This window comes from Amycolatopsis sp. NPDC043889, assembly GCF_056435645.1.
The window spans coordinates 494,779-512,570 of record NZ_JBWKEC010000002.1 but is presented as its reverse complement, the minus strand read 5'-3'; the positions used below and the strand labels follow the sequence as shown (position 1 = coordinate 512,570).

At 68.6% G+C, this 17,792-nt stretch carries 14 protein-coding genes; 10 read left to right on the top strand and 4 right to left on the bottom strand.

The features are described from left to right. Positions 1-2: 2 nt before the first annotated feature. Complete coding sequence (locus AC0685_RS07710) at positions 3-2,294, top strand: glycosyl hydrolase family 95 catalytic domain-containing protein (RefSeq protein ID WP_478224858.1); 2,292 nt, start codon at positions 3-5, stop codon at positions 2,292-2,294. A gap of 60 nt (positions 2,295-2,354) precedes the next feature. Beyond that, positions 2,355-3,326 (top strand): peptidylprolyl isomerase, encoded by a 972-nt coding sequence (locus tag AC0685_RS07705; RefSeq protein ID WP_478224857.1) that lies wholly within the window; start codon positions 2,355-2,357, stop codon positions 3,324-3,326. 314 nt (positions 3,327-3,640) lie between these two features. Here AC0685_RS07705 and AC0685_RS07700 read toward each other — a convergent pair whose 3' ends face one another. Beyond that, positions 3,641-4,183, bottom strand: a complete 543-nt coding sequence (locus AC0685_RS07700) for a GNAT family N-acetyltransferase (RefSeq protein WP_478224855.1) — start codon at positions 4,181-4,183, stop codon at positions 3,641-3,643. A gap of 23 nt (positions 4,184-4,206) precedes the next feature. Next, positions 4,207-5,643: an amidase gene (locus AC0685_RS07695; RefSeq protein WP_478224854.1), complete on the bottom strand. Its 1,437-nt coding sequence runs from the start codon at positions 5,641-5,643 to the stop codon at positions 4,207-4,209. 316 nt (positions 5,644-5,959) lie between these two features. Between AC0685_RS07695 and AC0685_RS07690 the strand changes: the two genes are divergently transcribed. Both AC0685_RS07690 and AC0685_RS07685 read left to right on the top strand, forming a co-directional pair. Then, on the top strand, positions 5,960-6,277 hold the full coding sequence (locus AC0685_RS07690) for a hypothetical protein (RefSeq protein WP_478224853.1): 318 nt from the start codon (positions 5,960-5,962) through the stop codon (positions 6,275-6,277). 129 nt (positions 6,278-6,406) lie between these two features. Then, positions 6,407-6,895, top strand: coding sequence for an HIT family protein (locus tag AC0685_RS07685; RefSeq protein WP_478224852.1), 489 nt, complete (start codon positions 6,407-6,409; stop codon positions 6,893-6,895). Between the two features lie 124 nt (positions 6,896-7,019). On the opposite strand, the gene AC0685_RS07680 is transcribed toward AC0685_RS07685, so the two are convergent. Both AC0685_RS07680 and AC0685_RS07675 read right to left on the bottom strand, forming a co-directional pair. Next, positions 7,020-7,844: an NAD-dependent epimerase/dehydratase family protein gene (locus AC0685_RS07680; RefSeq protein ID WP_478224851.1), complete on the bottom strand. Its 825-nt coding sequence runs from the start codon at positions 7,842-7,844 to the stop codon at positions 7,020-7,022. Between the two features lie 36 nt (positions 7,845-7,880). Next, on the bottom strand, positions 7,881-8,693 hold the full coding sequence (locus AC0685_RS07675) for an IclR family transcriptional regulator (protein WP_478224850.1): 813 nt from the start codon (positions 8,691-8,693) through the stop codon (positions 7,881-7,883). Between the two features lie 154 nt (positions 8,694-8,847). On the opposite strand from AC0685_RS07675, the gene AC0685_RS07670 reads away from it, so the two are divergent. From AC0685_RS07670 to AC0685_RS07645, 6 genes are all read left to right on the top strand, one after another. Continuing rightward, entirely contained in the window at positions 8,848-10,359 is a 1,512-nt protein-coding gene (locus AC0685_RS07670) for a sodium:solute symporter family protein (protein ID WP_478224849.1), read from the top strand. A 46-nt stretch (positions 10,360-10,405) separates the two neighbouring features. Then, complete coding sequence (locus tag AC0685_RS07665) at positions 10,406-11,350, top strand: 5-dehydro-4-deoxyglucarate dehydratase (RefSeq protein WP_478224848.1); 945 nt, start codon at positions 10,406-10,408, stop codon at positions 11,348-11,350. Between the two features lie 2 nt (positions 11,351-11,352). Further along, positions 11,353-12,609, top strand: coding sequence for a glucarate dehydratase family protein (locus AC0685_RS07660; protein ID WP_478224847.1), 1,257 nt, complete (start codon positions 11,353-11,355; stop codon positions 12,607-12,609). A 4-nt stretch (positions 12,610-12,613) separates the two neighbouring features. Further along, positions 12,614-13,759, top strand: a complete 1,146-nt coding sequence (locus AC0685_RS07655; RefSeq protein ID WP_478224846.1) for a hypothetical protein — start codon at positions 12,614-12,616, stop codon at positions 13,757-13,759. Positions 13,760-13,773: 14 nt separating this feature from the next. After that, positions 13,774-15,234: an aldehyde dehydrogenase (NADP(+)) gene (locus AC0685_RS07650; RefSeq protein ID WP_478224844.1), complete on the top strand. Its 1,461-nt coding sequence runs from the start codon at positions 13,774-13,776 to the stop codon at positions 15,232-15,234. Positions 15,235-15,341: 107 nt separating this feature from the next. Beyond that, complete coding sequence (locus AC0685_RS07645) at positions 15,342-17,684, top strand: polysaccharide lyase 8 family protein (protein WP_478224843.1); 2,343 nt, start codon at positions 15,342-15,344, stop codon at positions 17,682-17,684. Positions 17,685-17,792: the final 108 nt, after the last annotated feature.

Sequence of the window (17,792 nt, the reverse complement as noted above, 5' to 3'; positions counted from 1 at the left end):
AGATGGACATCACACGCAGGACGATGCTCGGCGGGGCGCTGGCGGGCGTGGCGGCGGCCGGATTCGCGCCGCCGGTGTCTGCGGTGGAGAACGACTTCGCGCTCGGCGGCCTCGACTGGCCCGGCTTCCTCGGCACGGCGGACCTGATCTGGCGCCGCATGCCGAAGACCTGGTACGAAGGACCCTTCCTGGGCAACGGTTTCCTCGGCTCGGGCAGCTACGCCGAACCGGGCCGCAACGCCGTCCGCTTCACCGTCCAGCACAGCGAGGTGCAGGATCACCGGCCGGAATTCGGCTCGCTGTTCGGCCTCGCGCGCCTGCCGATCGGGTACTTCACCCTCGAACCGGTCGGCGCGATCACCGGGATCGACTGGCGAATGGACCTTTGGAACGCCGAACTCAGGGGCACGATCACCACGGCCGCGGGCAGTCTCGCGCTGCGCGCGATCGTCCACACCGGACAGTCGCTGCTGGCCGTCGAGATCGAGCCGTCCGAGGGGGAGCGCGGCTTCGAGTGGGTCTTCCACCCGGCCGAAGCGGTGAGCCCCAGAACGGATCCGAAGTTCGGTAAGCCGCCGCCCGCCGGGTATGTCGCCAACCCGCCCGCGAGCCTGGAAAGTAGCGGTGACACCAGGCTTTCCGTGCAGACGCTGCTGTCCGGCGGGGAGCACGTCACGGCGTGGCGCGAGGTCACCCGCGGATCGAAGCGGACGCTGTACACGTCCGTGGCATGGTCGTTCCCGAAGCGGACGGCCGCGCGAGAGGCGTTGAAGACGGTCCGCCGGGCAGAGCCGTTCTCCGCGTTGACGATCGGACATCGTCGCTGGTGGCACGACTACTACCGGCACGGTTTCCTGTCCGTTCCGGACACCCGGCTCCAGAGTTTCTACTGGATCCAGCTGTACAAGATCGCCTCCGCCGCGCGCCGCGAAGCGCCGGTGATGGCGACCTGCGGACCGTGGCTGGAGCCGACCCCGTGGCCCGCGACCTGGTGGAACCTGAACGTCCAGCTCGAGTACTGGCTCATCCACGGGTCCAATCACCTCGAACTGGACGCCGTGAGCCACGCGCTCGGCAAGTTCCGGGCGAACCTGACGAGCCAGGTCGCCGAGCCCTACCGACACGATTCTGCGGGCATCCCGCGCACGACCGACATGACCCTGCTCAACGGCGCGGTCGGTACGAACGCCGGGTTCCCGGTGGGCATCCCGGGTAAGGAGACGCCGACTCCGGAGGTCGGCAATCTCACCTGGGCGCTGCACAACGTCTGGCTGTCCTATCGGCACACGATGGACCGGCGCCTTTTGCGCGACACGCTGTTCCCGCTGCTGCGCAAGGCGATCAACTACTACCTTCATTTCCTGGCACCGGGGCCGGACGGGAAACTGCATCTGCCGGCGACGTTCTCCCCGGAGTACGGCGTGAACGCGCCGGACTGCAACTACGACCTCGCGCTGATCCGGTGGGGCTGCAAGATCCTGCTGGAGTCGGCGGCGGAACTGCGCGTCGACGACCCGCTCGCGGGGCGATGGCGGGAAGTGCCGGCCACGCTGGTCCCGTATCCGGCCGACGCCAACGGTTACATGATCGGCGCGGGTGTGCCGTTCGCGAAATCGCACCGGCACTACTCGCACCTGCTGCAGATCTACCCGTTGTACGAGATCACCTGGGAGCGGCCGGAGCACCGGCGGATCATCGAGACCTCGCTCGACCACTGGGTGGGCTTCGAAGGCGCGTTGCAGGGCTACACGTTCACCGGCGCCGCGTCGATGTCGGCGCAGATGCTGCGCGGCGACAAGGCGGCGTTCTACCTCGATGAACTGCAGCGGCGCTACATCCAGCCGAACACGATGTACAAGGAATCCGGTCCGGTGATCGAGACGCCGCTTTCGGCCGCGCAGTCGCTGCACGACATGCTCGTGCAGAGCTGGGGCGGGGTGATCCGGCTGTTCCCGGCCGTGCCCGCCGCATGGGCGGACGCCGCGTTGCGCGACTTCCGCACGGAGGGCGCGTTCCTGCTCAGTGCCTCCCGGCAGGCCGGGAAGACACGCTGGGTCAAGGTCGCGAGCGAGGCGGGGGCGCCGTGCGTGCTGCGGACGGACATGGACGGGGAGCTGACCGTCCGCGACCGGTGGGGGCGGCCGAAACGCTGGCGGCGGCTACCGAACGGCGACGTCCACCTCGACCTGCGGCGTGGGGAGGAGGCCGTCGTGCATCGCGCGGGCGACCGGCCCGACCTCGAGATCCGGCCCGTCCCGGCGAACGGGAACAGCGCGTCATGGGGGATGCCGTGACGTCGTGAGCGGCGATACGCGAGAGTGTTCCTGTACTTCTTCCGGACGACAGGAGCACAGATGTCCCAGCCACCGCAGCCGGGCGAGCCCGAAGGTCAGGCGCCCGACCCCGGGGCTTCGCAGGGGCAGCATCCCCAGCAGCCCTATCCGCAGCAGCCGTACCAGCAGCAAGGCTGGTACGGCGCGCCGCAACAGCCGCCGCCGCCGTCGTCGAACAAGACGGTGCTCTGGGTGGGCCTGGGTGCGCTGGGGCTCGTCGTGATCGTCGCCGTCGTGGCGATCACCGGCTTCGTGGCGCCGGGGTTCTTCCTGCCGGACTCGAAGGACAAGAACACGGCCGTGTCGTCGTCCTCGTCGGCTCCGACGTCCAGTGCGCAGGACACGGCGACACAGAGTCCGGTGAACATCCCTGCGAGCAGGGTTCCGGTGCCGCAGCGCAGCACGCCGCTGGCGGATCCGACGGACTGCGCGTTCCCGGCGGATTCCTCCGGTCCCGTGCCGAAGAAGGTGAACCCGCCCGCGGCGGGCCCGACCCCGGCGTCCGGCACGATGGCCGTCACCCTCAAGACGACGGCGGGCGAAGTCGGGCTGTCGCTGGACCGCGGGCTCGCGCCGTGCACCGTGGCGAGCTTCCTCTCGCTGGCGCAGCAGGGTTACTTCGACGGCACCTCGTGTCACCGGCTCGGTACCACGGGACTGCAGATGCTCCAGTGCGGCGACCCGGAAGGCTCCGGAATGGGCGGGCCGGGATACACCGTTCCGGACGAGGTCTTCTCCGGACTCAAGTACGGGCGGGGCATTCTCGCCATGGCGAAGAAGCAGGCGCCGAACTCGGGCGGCAGCCAGTTCTTCATGGTCTTCGGTGAAGCGGAACTGCCGCCGGAGTACACCGTGTTCGGGAGCATCTCGGACGCCGGACTCCAGACCCTGGACAAGGTCGCGCGCGGCGGGGTGGACGACGAGAAGGGGCCGGGCGACGGGACCGGACCGCCGCGGATCCCGGTGACGTTCCAGTCGATCGCGGTGGGGTGACACGGTTTCCCGCCCCGGTCGTGAGTGGTGAGGACGGTTCTATTGAGGGGTAAGGCAAATGTGTCGGGTGCGGTGGGCGGTCCGCTCATGGCCGCCTTCGATCGTGTCGCGAAAGCCACGTCGACGGCGTAGCGAAGGGCCCCTTCCCTACCTTCAGAGTAGGCAAGGAGGCCTTCACCACCACCTGGGTCGATCACTTTGAACTGACGGTGCGAAAGTGGCTTTCGCAACACGCCACATTTGCCTTACCCCTCAATAACCGTCCTCACCACTCACGAGGTTTCAGCACCGGCAGGACGACCCGCTTCGTGCACTCAGCGGGATGGCGGGTACCGAACACCGAACCACTGCTCGGCGTCGTACTCCTCGAACCGCTCCACCTCAGTGAAACCGAGCTTCGCCGCGACGCGCATCGAGCGTTCGTTGGCAGTCTGTGTGCAGAGCACCACCGGTTCGCCGGGCAGCGCGTCGGCGAACCAGTCGAGCGCCGCCGCGCACGCCTCGGCGGCGCACCCGCGTCCCCACGCCTGCGGCAAGATCAGGTAACCGAGCTCGGTCTCCCCGGCATCCGGACGGATATGCCCCGGACGTTCCGCGTCACGCTGATCGAGCGTGATCATGCCGATCATCGATCCGTCGAGTTCGATGACGAAGAGCCCCGGGCGCCGGCCCGGCACGTCTGGTCTCGTGCGCTCGAGTTCGTCCCGCGGCCGAGCGCCACCGATGTAAGTGCCCACCTCCGGCGAGGCGAAGAGTTCGATGAACGCCGCACGGTCCCGGGCCTCGGACCCGCGGAGTACGAGCCGCTCGGTCTCGATCGGGGCAGGAGGCCAGGCGACCTGACCGAGCTTCGTCATGGGCGGCAACGTAGCGCACGCCGCTACTCCGGTGCCTGGAAGCCGCCGATCTCCTGCTCGAGCAGTTCGGCCAGTCGCAACGGGGTGCGGTCTTCGAACATCGGACCGATGAGCTGCACCCCGACCGGCAGGCCCTCGGGGGACCGGCCCGTGGGTATCGCGGTGGCGGGCAGGCCGGGCATGGTGGCCAGGCCAGCCCAGACGAGCTGATCGAAGTACGGGTACTCGACGCCGTCGATGGCGATGCGCCGTGCCATCGGATTGGGGTGGTGGTCGTGCGGGAACGCGGGCGTCGGCGTGATCGGGCACACCACGGCGTCGAACTGGGCGAACAGTCGCCGCCAACCATGGCGATGGACTTGCCGACGCTTGTCCGCCTCCATCCAGTCGCTATGGCTGAACAGCATGGCGCGCAGCCGTACGGCGTCAAGGCTCTGGTCGTCCGTGCCGGCCCGCAGCCGCTCGAGCGATTCGATGGGGAAACGCGCGACGGAGCCCGAAATCAGCAGCTCCATGTAGAGCTTCGCGGCCTCGGTCAGATCGGGCAGCAGCGGACTGCGCCGTGCGACGCGGGCGCCACCGTCGACGAGCGCGTCGGCCACCCGGTGCACGCCCGCTCGCACGGCGGACCCGGTCGGAATGAGCGGATGGTCGTCGAGGACCAAGACCCGGAAATCGCGGAGCCGCTCGTGGCGGGCGGGCGGCAGTGCCGAACGGTGCGCCACGCCGTGCGTCAACGGGTCCGGTCCGGCCATGACGTCGAGCAGGAGCGCGAGATCGCGGGCGGTGCGCGCCATCGGACCGACGACCGCGAGGTCGAAGTCGGCCGGGAAGGCAGGCTCGGACGGCGGGACCATGCCGCGGACGGTCGCCAGTCCGAGCGTCGGCTTGTGCGCGTAGACGCCGCAGAAATGCGCGGGGGTGCGCAGCGAGCCGGCGAGGTCGGAGCCGATGGACAGCGCGCCGAACCCGCACGCCAGTGCCGCCGCCGACCCGCCGGAGGACCCGCCCGGGGTCCGATCGTGGTCCCACGGGTTGACGGTGGTGCCGTAGATCTCGTTGAAGCTCTGGATGTCCTGCAACCCCAGCGGCACATTGGTCTTGCCGAGCACCACCGCGCCCGCGGCCTTGAGCCGCGACACCTGAACCGCGTCCTCGGCGGGCAGGTAGTCGCGGTGTGCCGGCATGCCCCACGTCGTGGGCAGCCCGGCCATGTTGTACGACTCCTTGACCGTCACCGGGACGCCGAGCAGCGGCCGGTCCTCACCCTGCGCCCGTGCCCGGTCGGCATGGTGCGCGGCGGCCCGCGCGCGGTCGAAGTCCGGCACGCAGATCGCGTTGATCACCTCGTCGTCGCGCTCGATCCGGGCGATCGCCTCGCCGGTCAGTTCCGCCGATGTCACCGCACCGGCGCGCAACGCGGCAATCATTTCTTCGGCCGTCTGAAAGGTCGATTCCATGAATTCGACGCTATCGGCGTGCCGTCGGGGGCACGAAATTCCTAGTCATGCAACAGAAAGGCCCCTTCGTGGACTCGTTCTGCGGAGTTGCGATGATCCTCGCAGGTCACGGCGTCTGCCATGGGTGGGCTCCGCCAGTACGAGCCATGAAATTCCGCTTTGCGCAACGGGACGGATGTCTCACTTGCCTGCCGCTGACCGCTTGGTCGTGTGTTCGGACTTTTCGCTCCAGCGAAAAGGAGTTGGAGCCTCTGGGATGTACTACCCATCCTGGCTTCGATGGCCCAAAGGGGATCCGGTGATTCACGGAAGGAGAATGATGTCGCTCAAACTCGTCTTCGTACGTCTCGCGACGGCGCTGCTGATAGCGGGTGCATCGACAAGTGTGGTGACTGCTCCGGCGATGGCCGGGACGGCCGGCGCGCCGAGTGATGGCGTCGTCACCGTCGAGGCGAAGAAGGGGCATTGGCAGTGGGCGCACTCGCGCTACTGGTTCGTCGACGGTGTCAGCATGTGGGCGGCCCGCGCCAATTGCCACGCCTGGGGGAGGTATGGCGTCAAGAAGGACTGGTGGCCCAAATATCAATGCAGGTTGAAGTTCATGCACTACAGCCTGTACGAGTGGGTGTCGTAGCGAGGCCATGGAAACGCGCGATCAGGCCTGGTTCGGGATCGGCCGGGCCGTCCGGACCGCGCCGAGGTGATCCTATGTGGTGGCAACGCTTCGCGTGGCGAAACTCCGCACTGGGAAGGTCTGCGTGGTATGACCGATCGTGTTCCGTGGCAAGCCGACGCCTATTTCGACCTCACCCGCCGGGCGTGTTTCGTCTGCGAACTTCTCGTAGGCAACGCCGAATACCCGCATCACGTCGCGTACCGGGACGCCGACGCCGTGGTCTTCGCCAGCCGTTTTCCCTCCGTGTTCGGGCACTTCCTGGTGGCCCCGGTCGAGCATCGCGAGCACGTCGTCAGCGACTTCACCGTCGATGAGTACTTGGCCATCCAGCGGGTCGTGCATCGTGCGGGTAGCGCCTTGAGCGCCCTGCTTTCGATCGAACGGCTCTACGTGTTGTCCTTGGGCAGTCAACAAGCCAACAGACATGTCCACTGGCACCTCGCGCCTCTGCCTCCTGGCGTCCCGTACGACCAGCAGCAGACCGCGATATTCGACCCGGCGCGCGGCTACCTGGACATCCCCGGGGACGACCTGGCCGATCTCGCGCGCCGGCTCGGGGAACGGCTGACAGGCTGACCGCAGGCCTGGACAGGATTCCCGAAGCCACGTCCAAGTGTCATGAAAGGGTCGTTCAGGACGAAAAGTGTCCTGAACGACCCTTTCATGACATTCCCAGACGGCGTGACCGGCCAGTCGCGGCTCAGAGCGGGTTGTGCGCCCCCAGTGGCGCGGTGCAGAACGGTCCGCCGACGTACTCCGCCGCGACCCCGGTCGGCGCGGGCAGGTCGGCCAGCTGGTCGGCGTAGGTCTCCGCGTTGTCGAGCGATTTGTAGCCCAGGGCCTCGGCTTCGGCGAGCGAGTAGACCCGGCGCGTGTTGTCCGAGACGCCCCAGATCAGCCGGTAGCCGGGGGAGGGGTAGCTCAGGCAGGCCTCGAAGAGGCGCGCGCCGTCGTCGGGGGAGAGCCAGGTCGTCAGGCCGCGCGGGCCGAGGACGAGCGGGCTTTCGAAGCAGGAGCCGATCCGGATGACGATCACGTCCATGCCGAACCGCGAGTGGTACAGGCTGCCGAGCGCTTCGATGGCCGCCTTGCTGACGCCGTAGTAGGTGTCGGGCCGGGGCGTGGAGTCGGCGGGGAGGCCGTGCTCGCCCGCTTCGTCGTTGCGGCGGAAGCCGACGGAATGGTTGCTGGAAGCCAGGATCACGCGCGGCACACCGGCGGCTCGCGCGGCTTCGAGGACGGTATGGGTGCCGTTGATGTTGACGTCGAGGGTGGCTTCCCACGAGTTCTCGCGGCTGTGCCCGCCCAGGTGGATCAACGCGTCGACACCGGCGCACGCCTCCGCCATCGCCTCCGGGTCGGTCACCGAGGCGGTGATCAGCTCGACGCTCTCGCCGGCCTCGGCTTCGGGCTGCGGAGCCAGGTCGAGCAGCCGCAGTACCCGGCCGGATCGGCGCAGCCGCGGCCGCATCAGGGTGCCGACGATGCCCGCCGAGCCGGTGATCAGGACGCGCTGGTCTGCCATGTGAACCCCTTGTCAGTGAAAGAAAGTAGGGAATGATCAGCGGATGCCGGCGCGACGCAGTTGCTGGCCGAGTTCCGCGGTGATTTCGGCGAGGAGTTCGCCGACGCGCTGGGCATCGGCGTCGGTGACCTCGGTGACCGGCATGGAGCAGCTGATCGCGTCGGTGCCGGGGATGCGGTATGGGATCACGGCCGCGACGCACCGGACGCCGAGGCTGCCTTCCTCGATTTCCGCCGCATAGCCGCGTTCGCGGGTCTTCGCGCATTCGGCGTGCAGCGCTTCGACGGTGGTGATGGTGTTCGGGGTGAGCGCCGACAGCTCTCCGGTCAGGAGCCCGTCGATCTCGTCGTGCGTCAGCTCGGCCAGCAACGCCTTCCCCAGCGCGGTCGCGTGGGTGGGCAGCGTGCGGCCGACCCGGGACACGAGATGCGTCGAGTGCCGTGACTCGCGCGTCTCCAGGTAGACGACGTCGGTGCCCTCGCGGCGCGCGAAATGCGCGGTGTAGCCGGTCTTCTCCCGGATCCGCTCCAGCGCCTCGGTCGCGTACGGGACGACCGGGTCGCGGTCCAGATAGGCCGTGCCGCAGATCAGCGCGCGGACGCCGAGGCGGTAGCGGGCGGTGTTGGTGTCCACCTCCAGCCAGCCTGCTTCGAGCAGGGTGCGGAGCAGCCCGTGCAGGCTCGACCTGGGGAATCCGGTCCGCGCGTGGAGATCCGACAGCGAGAGCCAAACGTCGTTCGCGGCGAAGGTCTCGATGAGGTCGATCGCCCGCCGGGCCGATTTGACCCCTGCGGGTTCGGCGGCGGGCGCACCGTTCGCCACTGTGACAGCGGCTTTCTGCTGTGGCATCCGCGCTCCTCCATCCGGCCGTTGACTTGTGACTCCGGCCATATTAGCGTCCCGAACAGCGTTCTTATAGATGAACATAATCACTATAACAGACTCCGTTCATGGATGTGAACAGGTCGGGCTGGGCCTTCGTGAACGCGGAGAGGAGTCAACGGTGCACGTACTCGACTGGGCGATGGTCTGCGCGTATTTCGCGTTGATGGTCGTGATCGGCTGGTGGTCGCACAAGCGGATCCACGATGTGAAGGACTTCTTCACCGCCGGGGGCCGAATGCCCTGGTGGCTGACCGGGATCTCGCATCACATGTCCGGCTACAGCGCGGTGCTGTTCGTGGCCTACGCGGGCGTGGCCTACACGAGCGGGATCACCGTCTACTTCTGGGGCATGGCCAGCATCGGCATCGGTGTCGGTATCGGGAGCTGGCTGTTCGCCGCACGGTGGAACAGGCTCCGGTCGAAGCTGGGGGTGGCGTCCCCGCTCGAGTACCTCGCGCGGCGGTTCAACGTCCCGACGCAACAGGCGCTCGCGTGGAGCGGCAGCCTGCTGAAGATCTTCGACATCGCGGCGAAGTGGTTCGCGATCGCCACGATCCTCAACGTCTTCGCCGGGGTGGACTACACCTGGGGCATCATCATCACCGGTTCGGTCACGCTGGTCTACTGCACCGTCGGCGGTCTCTGGGCCGACGCGCTCACCGACTTCGGCCAGTTCGTGATCCAGGCCATCGCGGCCATCGCCATGCTCTGGGTGGTGCTGGGCAAACTCGGCGGCGTCTCCGGTCTGTGGACGATGTGGGGCGACCTCCCGCCGAGCCACCTCAACCCGACCACGTCGAAGTTCACCACCGTAGTGCTACTCGTCTACGTGCTGGTGAAGACACTGGAGTACAACGGCGGTATGTGGAACCTGGCGCAGCGCTACATGGCCGCGCCGGATACGCACGCGGCACGCCGGGGCGCACGGCTCTCCTCGATCCTGTACCTGGTGTGGCCGCTGTTCATGATGTTCCCGATGTTCGCGGCACCGCTGCTGATCCCGAACATCGAGAACCCGGACAACGCCTACGCGATCATGACGACGACCTTCCTGCCGCCGGGCCTGATCGGGCTGGTGCTGGCAGGCATCTTCTCCCACACGATGGCGATGGTGTCGTCCGACGCGAACGCGATCTCCGCGGTCATCACCCGCGACATGCTGCCGGTGCTGATCAAGAAGACCCGGCGGTGGACCGAAGCGCAGGGTCTGCTGGCCGCCCGTATCACGACCGCGATCTTCATCGTGCTGACCATGGCGGTCGCCACGCAGGCCCCCAAACTCGGCGGTGTGCTCGGGATCGTGGTGCTCTGGGTCGCGGCCCTGATGGGCCCGATCTCGGTGCCGCTGCTGCTCGGCATGCTCCCCTGGTTCCGCCGGTCCGGCTCCCGCGCGGCGCTGATCTCGTGGGCGGGCGGTCTCATCGCCTACGCGATCGCCTACTACGGCTACAACGCCACCCTCGCGGTCACCGTGTCCACCCCGATCCTGGTCTCGCTGGGGCTGTTCATCGGGCTCGGCTACCTCATGCCCGAGCGCAAGGCCTCCACCGACGAGCTCATCGACACGATCGACCGCGACGACGACGTCCTACCCCGCAAGTCGCAGGACGGCACCACCGTGCCCGCCTGACCGGGCCCGTACCCGGGACCATCCACAAAGAACGAAAGAGAAATCCATGGCACAGCCCAAGATCGAACTCGACGGCCTACTGGCGTTCCCCTTGACCCCCTTCACCGAGGGGCTGGAACTCGACCTCGACGCCTTCGCGGAAACCGTCGAGAGCCACGTGGCCGCCGGAGCCGGTGCGCTGTTCGTCGCCTGCGGTACGGGCGAATTCAGCTCGCTGTCCCCGGACGAGCACGCAGCGATCCTGCGCAAGGCTCGTGAGGTCGTCGCCGGGCGTGTGCCCGTGTGGGTCGGCGCGGGCGGAGGCGCGGCGTCGGCCCGTGCCGGGATCGCGGCGGCGGAGGCGGGTGGCGCGGACGGCGTCCTCCTCCTGCCGCCGTACCTGGTGACCGGCCCGCCGTCCGGTCTGGTGGACCACGTCCGGTACGCCGTCGGGGACTCCTCGATCCCGGTGATCGTCTACCACCGTTCCACCGGCGTGTTCACCCCGGACTCGGCCGTGGAACTGCTCGGCATCCCGTCGGTGGTCGGCATCAAGGACGGTTTCGGCGACGTCGAACTCATGAGCCGGATCATCACCACGATCCGCTCCGTCGGCACCGACCGGGCCCGGGATTTCCTGTTCTTCAACGGTCTTCCGACGGCGGAGGTCTCCGCGCGCGCCTACGCCGCGGTCGGCGTGGCGCGGTACTCCTCGGCAGTGCACTGCTTCGCCCCCGAGATCGCGGCCCGCTTCCACCGTGCGCTCGCGGAGAACGACGACGCCGTCATGGAGGCGCTGCTCGCCGGGTTCTACCTGCCGCTGGTGGCGCTGCGGGACGAAGGGAAGGGCTTCGCCGTGTCACTGGTCAAGGCCGCCGCGCGCCTGCGGGGTGACAAGGTCGGTTCGGTCCGGCCGCCGCTGGTCGAGCCCGCCGCGGACCAGATCGCCCGCCTGGAGAAGATCATCGACGACGGGTTCGCCGTCCTCAAGGCCGTCGAGGCCGGTGCCTGAAGATGAAGGTTCTCGACGTCGTCCTGACCCCGGTCGCCTTCGCCGACCCCCCGCTGCTCAACGCGATGGGCGTGCACGAGCCCTTCGCGCTGCGCGGTGTCGTCCAGCTGATCTGCGAGGACGGTGTGGTCGGCCTCGGCGAGTCCTACGGTGACCTCGCGTTCCTCGACCAGGTCCGGAAGGTGCTCCCGGAACTGAAGGGACATGACGTGTTCGACCTTCCCGGCCTCCGCCGGAAGGTCGCCACCACCCTCGGCGAAGTCGTCTTCGCCGACGCGCACGGGCTCACCGGCGGCTTCTCCGTCAGCAAGACCGTCGCCAGCGTGTACTCGCTGTTCGAGGTGGCCGCGCTCGACGCGCAGGGCCACTATCTCGGCAGGCCCGTGGTGGACCTGCTCGGCGGCAAGGCGCGCGACGCCGTCGACTTCTCCGCCTACCTGTTCTACAAGTTCGGCGCCCACATCGGTGCCGACGAGGACTCGTGGGGCGAGGTGACCACGCCGGAGGCGCTCGTCGGCGAGGCACGCCGCATGGTGGAGGAGTACGGCTTCGGCTCCATCAAGCTCAAGGGCGGCGCCTTCGAGCCCGACCAGGAGATGGACGGGATCCGCGCGCTCGCGAACGCGTTCCCGGACCACCCTCTCCGCATCGACCCGAACGCGGCGTGGACCGTCGAGACCGGGATCCGGGTCGCCGAAGAACTCGACGGCGTCCTGGAGTACCTCGAAGACCCGACGCCGGGCATCGAAGGCATGGCGCGGGTCGCGGAGAAGGCGAACATGCCGCTGGCCACGAACATGTGCGTCGTGCGCTTCGCGGACATCGAGCCGGCGTTCCGGCAGCGAGCGGTCGGCGTAATACTTTCGGACCATCATTACTGGGGTGGCCTGCGGGACACCCAAGCCCTGTCGACCACGGCGGAATGCTTCGACGTGGGGCTGTCCATGCATTCGAACAGTCATCTCGGGATCAGTCTGGCCGCTATGGTGCACGTGGCCGCGGCGACGCCGCACCTGACCTACGCCTGCGACACCCACTGGCCCTGGAAGACGGCCGACGTCATCGCCCCGGGTGCGCTGGAGTTCGTCGACGGTGCGGTCGCGGTGCCCGACAAGCCGGGGCTCGGGGTCGAACTCGACCCCGACGCGCTGGCGCGGGCCCATGAAGACTATGTCCGAAGTGGACAGACCAAACGGGATGACGTGACCTATATGCGGAAGTTCGTCGGAAGCTTCGAACCGAACACGGCACGGTGGTGACGAGGTGAAGGTCACCGGATACGCCTACCCCTGGGACGTCGTCGACGATCCCGGCTTCGTCGAGCGGGTACGGGAGCTCGGCGTCGACGAGGTCGCCGTCGCCGTGTCGTACCACAGCGCCCGCGCGGCGACGCCCTGGTCGCCCGAGCGCACCTCGGTCGTCGCGCGCCACGCGGCGCTGTACCGGCCGGTGCGCGAGGAGGCTTGGGGTGAGCTGAAGCCCGCCGAACCGGACTGGGTCGAAAGCCGCGACAGCGCGGGCGACGCCGTCCGGATGCTGAACGAGGCGGGTGTCCCGGCGGCCGCGTGGCTCGTGCTGACGCACAACTCCCAGCTGGGCACGGAGTTCCCGGATTTCACCGTGCGCAACTGTTTCGGCGAGCGGTACCCGTGGGCGCTGTGCCCCGGCCAGCCCGCCGTCCGCGAGTACGCGGCGAACGTGACTGCGGAAAGCCTCGCCGGGCTCGACTTCGCCACGGTCATCCTGGAGGCCTGCGGTCCGCTCGGCGCCGTGCACCAGCACCAGCACGAGAAGACCGACGGCGTCTGGTCGCCCGCGGTGGCCCGGCTGCTCTCGATCTGCTGCTGCGACGCGTGTCTCGACGCATGGGCCGCGGCGGGGCAGGACCCGGCGAAGGCGTTGGGCAAGCTGCGGGCCGAGGTCCGGCGGCTGATCGACAGCGGTGACCTCCGTACGACCGAGGACAAGATCCTGCCCACCCTGCGGCAGGTCCTGCTCGACACACGGCAGCGGGCGACCGACGCCCTCCGGCGCGAGGTGCTCGCGAAGATCCCGTCCGGGCCCCGGATCGTGCTGCACGGCGCGATGGACCCGTGGGTCACCGGCGCGCTGCCGGGGCTGACACCGTCGGCCCCGGACGACGTCGACGCGGTGGTGCTGCAGAACTGGGCACCCGGCAGGCCCAGCGTGGGCGCCGTCGCGGCGGCACGGGCGAAACTGCCGGAGAAGGTCGCCGTCGGCAGCTACATCACCGCGGTGGCGGCGAGCCCGGTACCCGACATCGAGGCCTACACCATCGAACTCGGCAAGGCAGGCGCCACCGAGCTGCACCTGTACCACCTCGGCCTCGCCGGCCCGGGGCGCTGGACGGATCTCATCGCCGCCGTCAGCGCCGCGCAAGAACTCTAGGAGACGCAAGAAAAATGAGCCAGGCAACGGATCCCGCCACGCTCGAACAGATCCTCGCGGCCGCCGCCGATGCGGCAGGCACGGCGGCGGCCGCGACCCCAGCCCAGCGCGCCGGATGGCTCAACGCGGCCGCGGACGCCCTCGACGCCGCCGCCGACGAGCTGATCGCGCTGGCCAACCGGGAGACCCATCTCCCGGCCTCGCCGCGACTGCAGGGCGAGCTGAAGCGCACGACGTTCCAGCTGCGCCTGTTCGGCGAAGTGCTGGCCGACGGCGCGTTCCTCGGCGCCACCGTCGACCACGCGGATGCCGCGTGGCCGATGGGGCCGCGGCCGGACATCCGGCGGCTGCTCACCCCGATCGGACCGGTGCTGGTGTTCGCCGCCAGCAACTTCCCGTTCGCGTTCAGTGTCGCGGGCGGGGACACCGCGTCGGCGCTGGCCGCCGGCTGCCCGGTCGTGCTCAAGGCGCACTCGGGGCACCCGCAGCTGTCCGTCCGCACCGGTGAGGTCCTGCGTGACGCGCTCGTCGGGGCCGGTGCGCCGGAAGGGATCTTCGCGGTCATCCACGGCCAGCAGAACGGCGTCACGGCGCTGAAGGACCCGAGGATCCAGGCGGCGTCGTTCACCGGTTCGGTGCCGGGCGGGCGCGCGCTGTTCGACATCGCGACCTCGCGGCCGTCGCCGATCCCGTTCTACGGTGAACTCGGCAGCGTCAACCCAGTCGTCGTCACGCGGGCCGCGATCGACGCGCGCGGTGAAGCGATCGCCAAGGGCTACGCGGGTTCGTTCACCCTCGGTGCCGGCCAGTTCTGCACCAAGCCGGGGCTGCTGTTCCTGCCCGAGGGGCACGGCCTCGAAGACACGCTGCGCGAGGCCGTCGCGGCGATCCCGGCGCAGCCGATGCTCAACGAGCGTATCGCGGCCGGATTCGCCGACGGGCTGGCGAAGCTGAGCGACGTCGCCGGTGTCGAGGTGCTGTCGGAATCCGTTGGCGCGGAAGGGATCTCGCACGGTGCGACCCTGCTCGCCACCACCGCCAAGGCCTTCCTGGCCGACGCCGACACCGTCCGCGAGGAATGCTTCGGCCCCGCGTCGCTGATCGTCACCTACGCAGATCAGGACGAACTGATCAGCCTGCTCGGCGTGATGGAACCCGGCCTCACCGCGACCATCCAGGGTGAAGAGTCCGATGTGGACTGGATCCGCCCGGTGCTCCCGTCGCTGACCCGGGTCGCCGGTCGTCTGCTGTGGAACGACTGGCCGACCGGGGTCACGGTCACCTGGGCACAGGAACACGGTGGTCCCTACCCGGCGACCACCGCGCCGACCAGCACCTCGGTCGGCACCGCCGCGATCGAGCGGTTCCTGCGACCGATCGCCTGGCAGGGCTTCCCCGACACGCTGCTGCCGGAACCGTTGCAGGAGAACAACCCGTGGGACCTGCCCCGCAGGATCGACGGGAAACGCCAGTAAACCTCGTGAGTGGTAAGGACGGTTAGAACCGTCCTTACCACTCACGAGACCCACCACCACCCGCCGCCGCCCTTGATCCCGTCTCGACCCCCTTGGGAGGCACCGTCATGTCCGGATTCGGTCACTTCGACAGGAGAACGGCTTTGAGGGGAGGCGCGGCCGCGGCCGCTTCGGTGGCGCTCACGACCGCTCTCGCGAGCCCTTCGTCAGCGCGGCCCGCGGCTCCGGGTTCGGCCCCCATCGTCACCGGCTATCGCGAACTGCAGATCGGGATCAACCGGCCCTCGGCGGAACGCACCGCCGCGCTGGCGAACCTGGACCGGGTCGCGAAGGCCTACCACGACAGCATGACGGTCGGCGGCGGTCCACTGTGGAAAGACCTTCCGCTCGGTCCCGGCAGCGAGTTCACGACGTCGATGTACGCGCGGCTCCGCGCGATCGCGGTCAACTGGGGGACCCCGGGAGGCGCGCTGGCAGGCGATCCCGCCGTGCTCGCCCGGATCAAGGGCGCGCTGGAACTGCTGTACACCAGCGATCAGTACAGCGAGAAGACCGCCGAGATCGGCAACTGGTACACCTACGAGATCGGCATCCCGCTCTACCTGCTGCACATCCTCGCGACGGTCGCCGACGAACTGACCGAGGACGAACTCGCCAAGTACCTGAAGCCGGTGCTGAAGTTCTCCGGCGATCCGAACCGCCGCACCAACAATCCGAGCGTCGTCGAGACCGGCGCCAACCGTGCGGACAAGTCGACGATCTCCATCGTCTCCGGCGCGATGCTCGGCGACGTCGAACGGATCAAGCGGGGCGTCGGCGCGTTCACCGACGTCGAAGGCGGGGGAGCGGCAAGTGTCATCGCCAAACTCCACCGCGCGGCGGGCGACGGTTTCCACACCGACGGCTCGTTCCTGCAGCACGACTCGGTGCCGTATCCCGGGCATTACGGGATCATCCTGCTCACCGCGGTCGCGTCCGCCATCCACGTCACCAAGGGCACGGAGTTCGCACTGCCCGCCGACGTGCGCGAGGCGACGTACGCGCTGGTCTCCGACACGTTCGCGCCATTCGTCTACGCGGGTGCGATGATGGAGTCGGTCCGCGGCCGGTTCCTTTCGAGGCAAGGGGAATCCGCGTACGACATCGGGCACCAGCTCACCGGCGCCGTGGTCCTGCTGGCGCGGTCGGCGAGCGGGAAGCGCAAGGAAGAGCTCGGTGGCCTCGCCGCGAAGTGGATCACCGAAGACACTTTCGCGCCGTACCTTGAAATTCCCGATCCCGAACGGTTCGCGCCGGGGCCGGACCTCGTCGGCATCCCCGGTATCGAGTTCGCGCAGGAGCTGCTGGCGACCGAGATCCGGCCGGCGCGGACGGTCGCGGCGCATCGCGTGTTCGGCCAGCAGGACCGGATGGTGCACATCACCGAAGGCTGGTCGGCCTCGCTCGGCGTCGCCTCGACCCGGATTTCGCGGTACGAGTCGATCAACTCGATGAACCTGCACGGCTGGTACGTCGGTGACGGTTCGCTGTATCTGTTCCTGCCCAAGGCGAAGGGACATTTCACCGACGCCTACTGGCCGACGGTCGACCCGCTGTTGCTCCCGGGCACCACCACCAAGACCGGCCCGACCCCGAAACTGGAGTCGGTGCCGCTGACGAGCAAGGATCATTGCGGTGGTGTCCGCTGGGACGCGCGGCACGGCGCGCACGCCCTCGACTTCATCTCCCAAGACGGCACACTGACCGCGAAGAAGTCGTGGTTCTTCACGCCGTCGGGGGTGCTGTGCCTCGGCGCCGGGATCACCGACTCCTCCGGTGAGCGGATCCGCACCACGATCGAGAACCGCAACCTCGGCGAGAACGGCTCCGGTGTCCTGCTGGCCGATGGCCATCTCGTCGACGGCTCGGAGTCCTTGCGGCGCAAGCGATGGCTACATCTGGAGAAGGTCGGCGGCTACGTCCTGCTCGACGACGCCGAGGTCACCGCGCTGCGCGAGGACCGGACGGGGACCTGGCGCGACATCGACAAGGGCGCCAACACCAAGGGCACCACGGTGCCGTACACGCGGCGCTACCAGAAGCTGGTCATCGAACACGGGGCCAAGCCGTCGAACGCGAGCTACGCCTACGCCGTCCTTCCCACCGCGTCGGTGCTGGAGACGATCGCCTCGGCCTGGTCGTGGCGTGTGCGGTCCAACACCGCGACCGTGCAGGCCGTCCGGCTGTGGGACGCGACCCTGCTGGCGAACTTCTTCGCCGCGGGCTCCGTCGACGAGGTGTCGGTGTCCGGTCCGGCGTCGGTGGCGCTCGGCCGGACCCGCGACGGCTGGCGGATGGCCGTTTCGGACCCGACGCAGCGGCAGGACGTCCTGCGCGTGACCGTGCGGCGGAAGACCGTCGAGGTGCCGGTGAAGGACACCTTCGGCGCCACGCAGGTCGTCCGCGTTTAGGGGACTTAATGCGATGCGTCAGGTCGGCACCTGTGGGGATTCCCGGCCGCGGTCAATCTCAGGCTGGTCCGTGAAGGGCCCCTTACCTACCTTCAGGGTAGGTAAGGA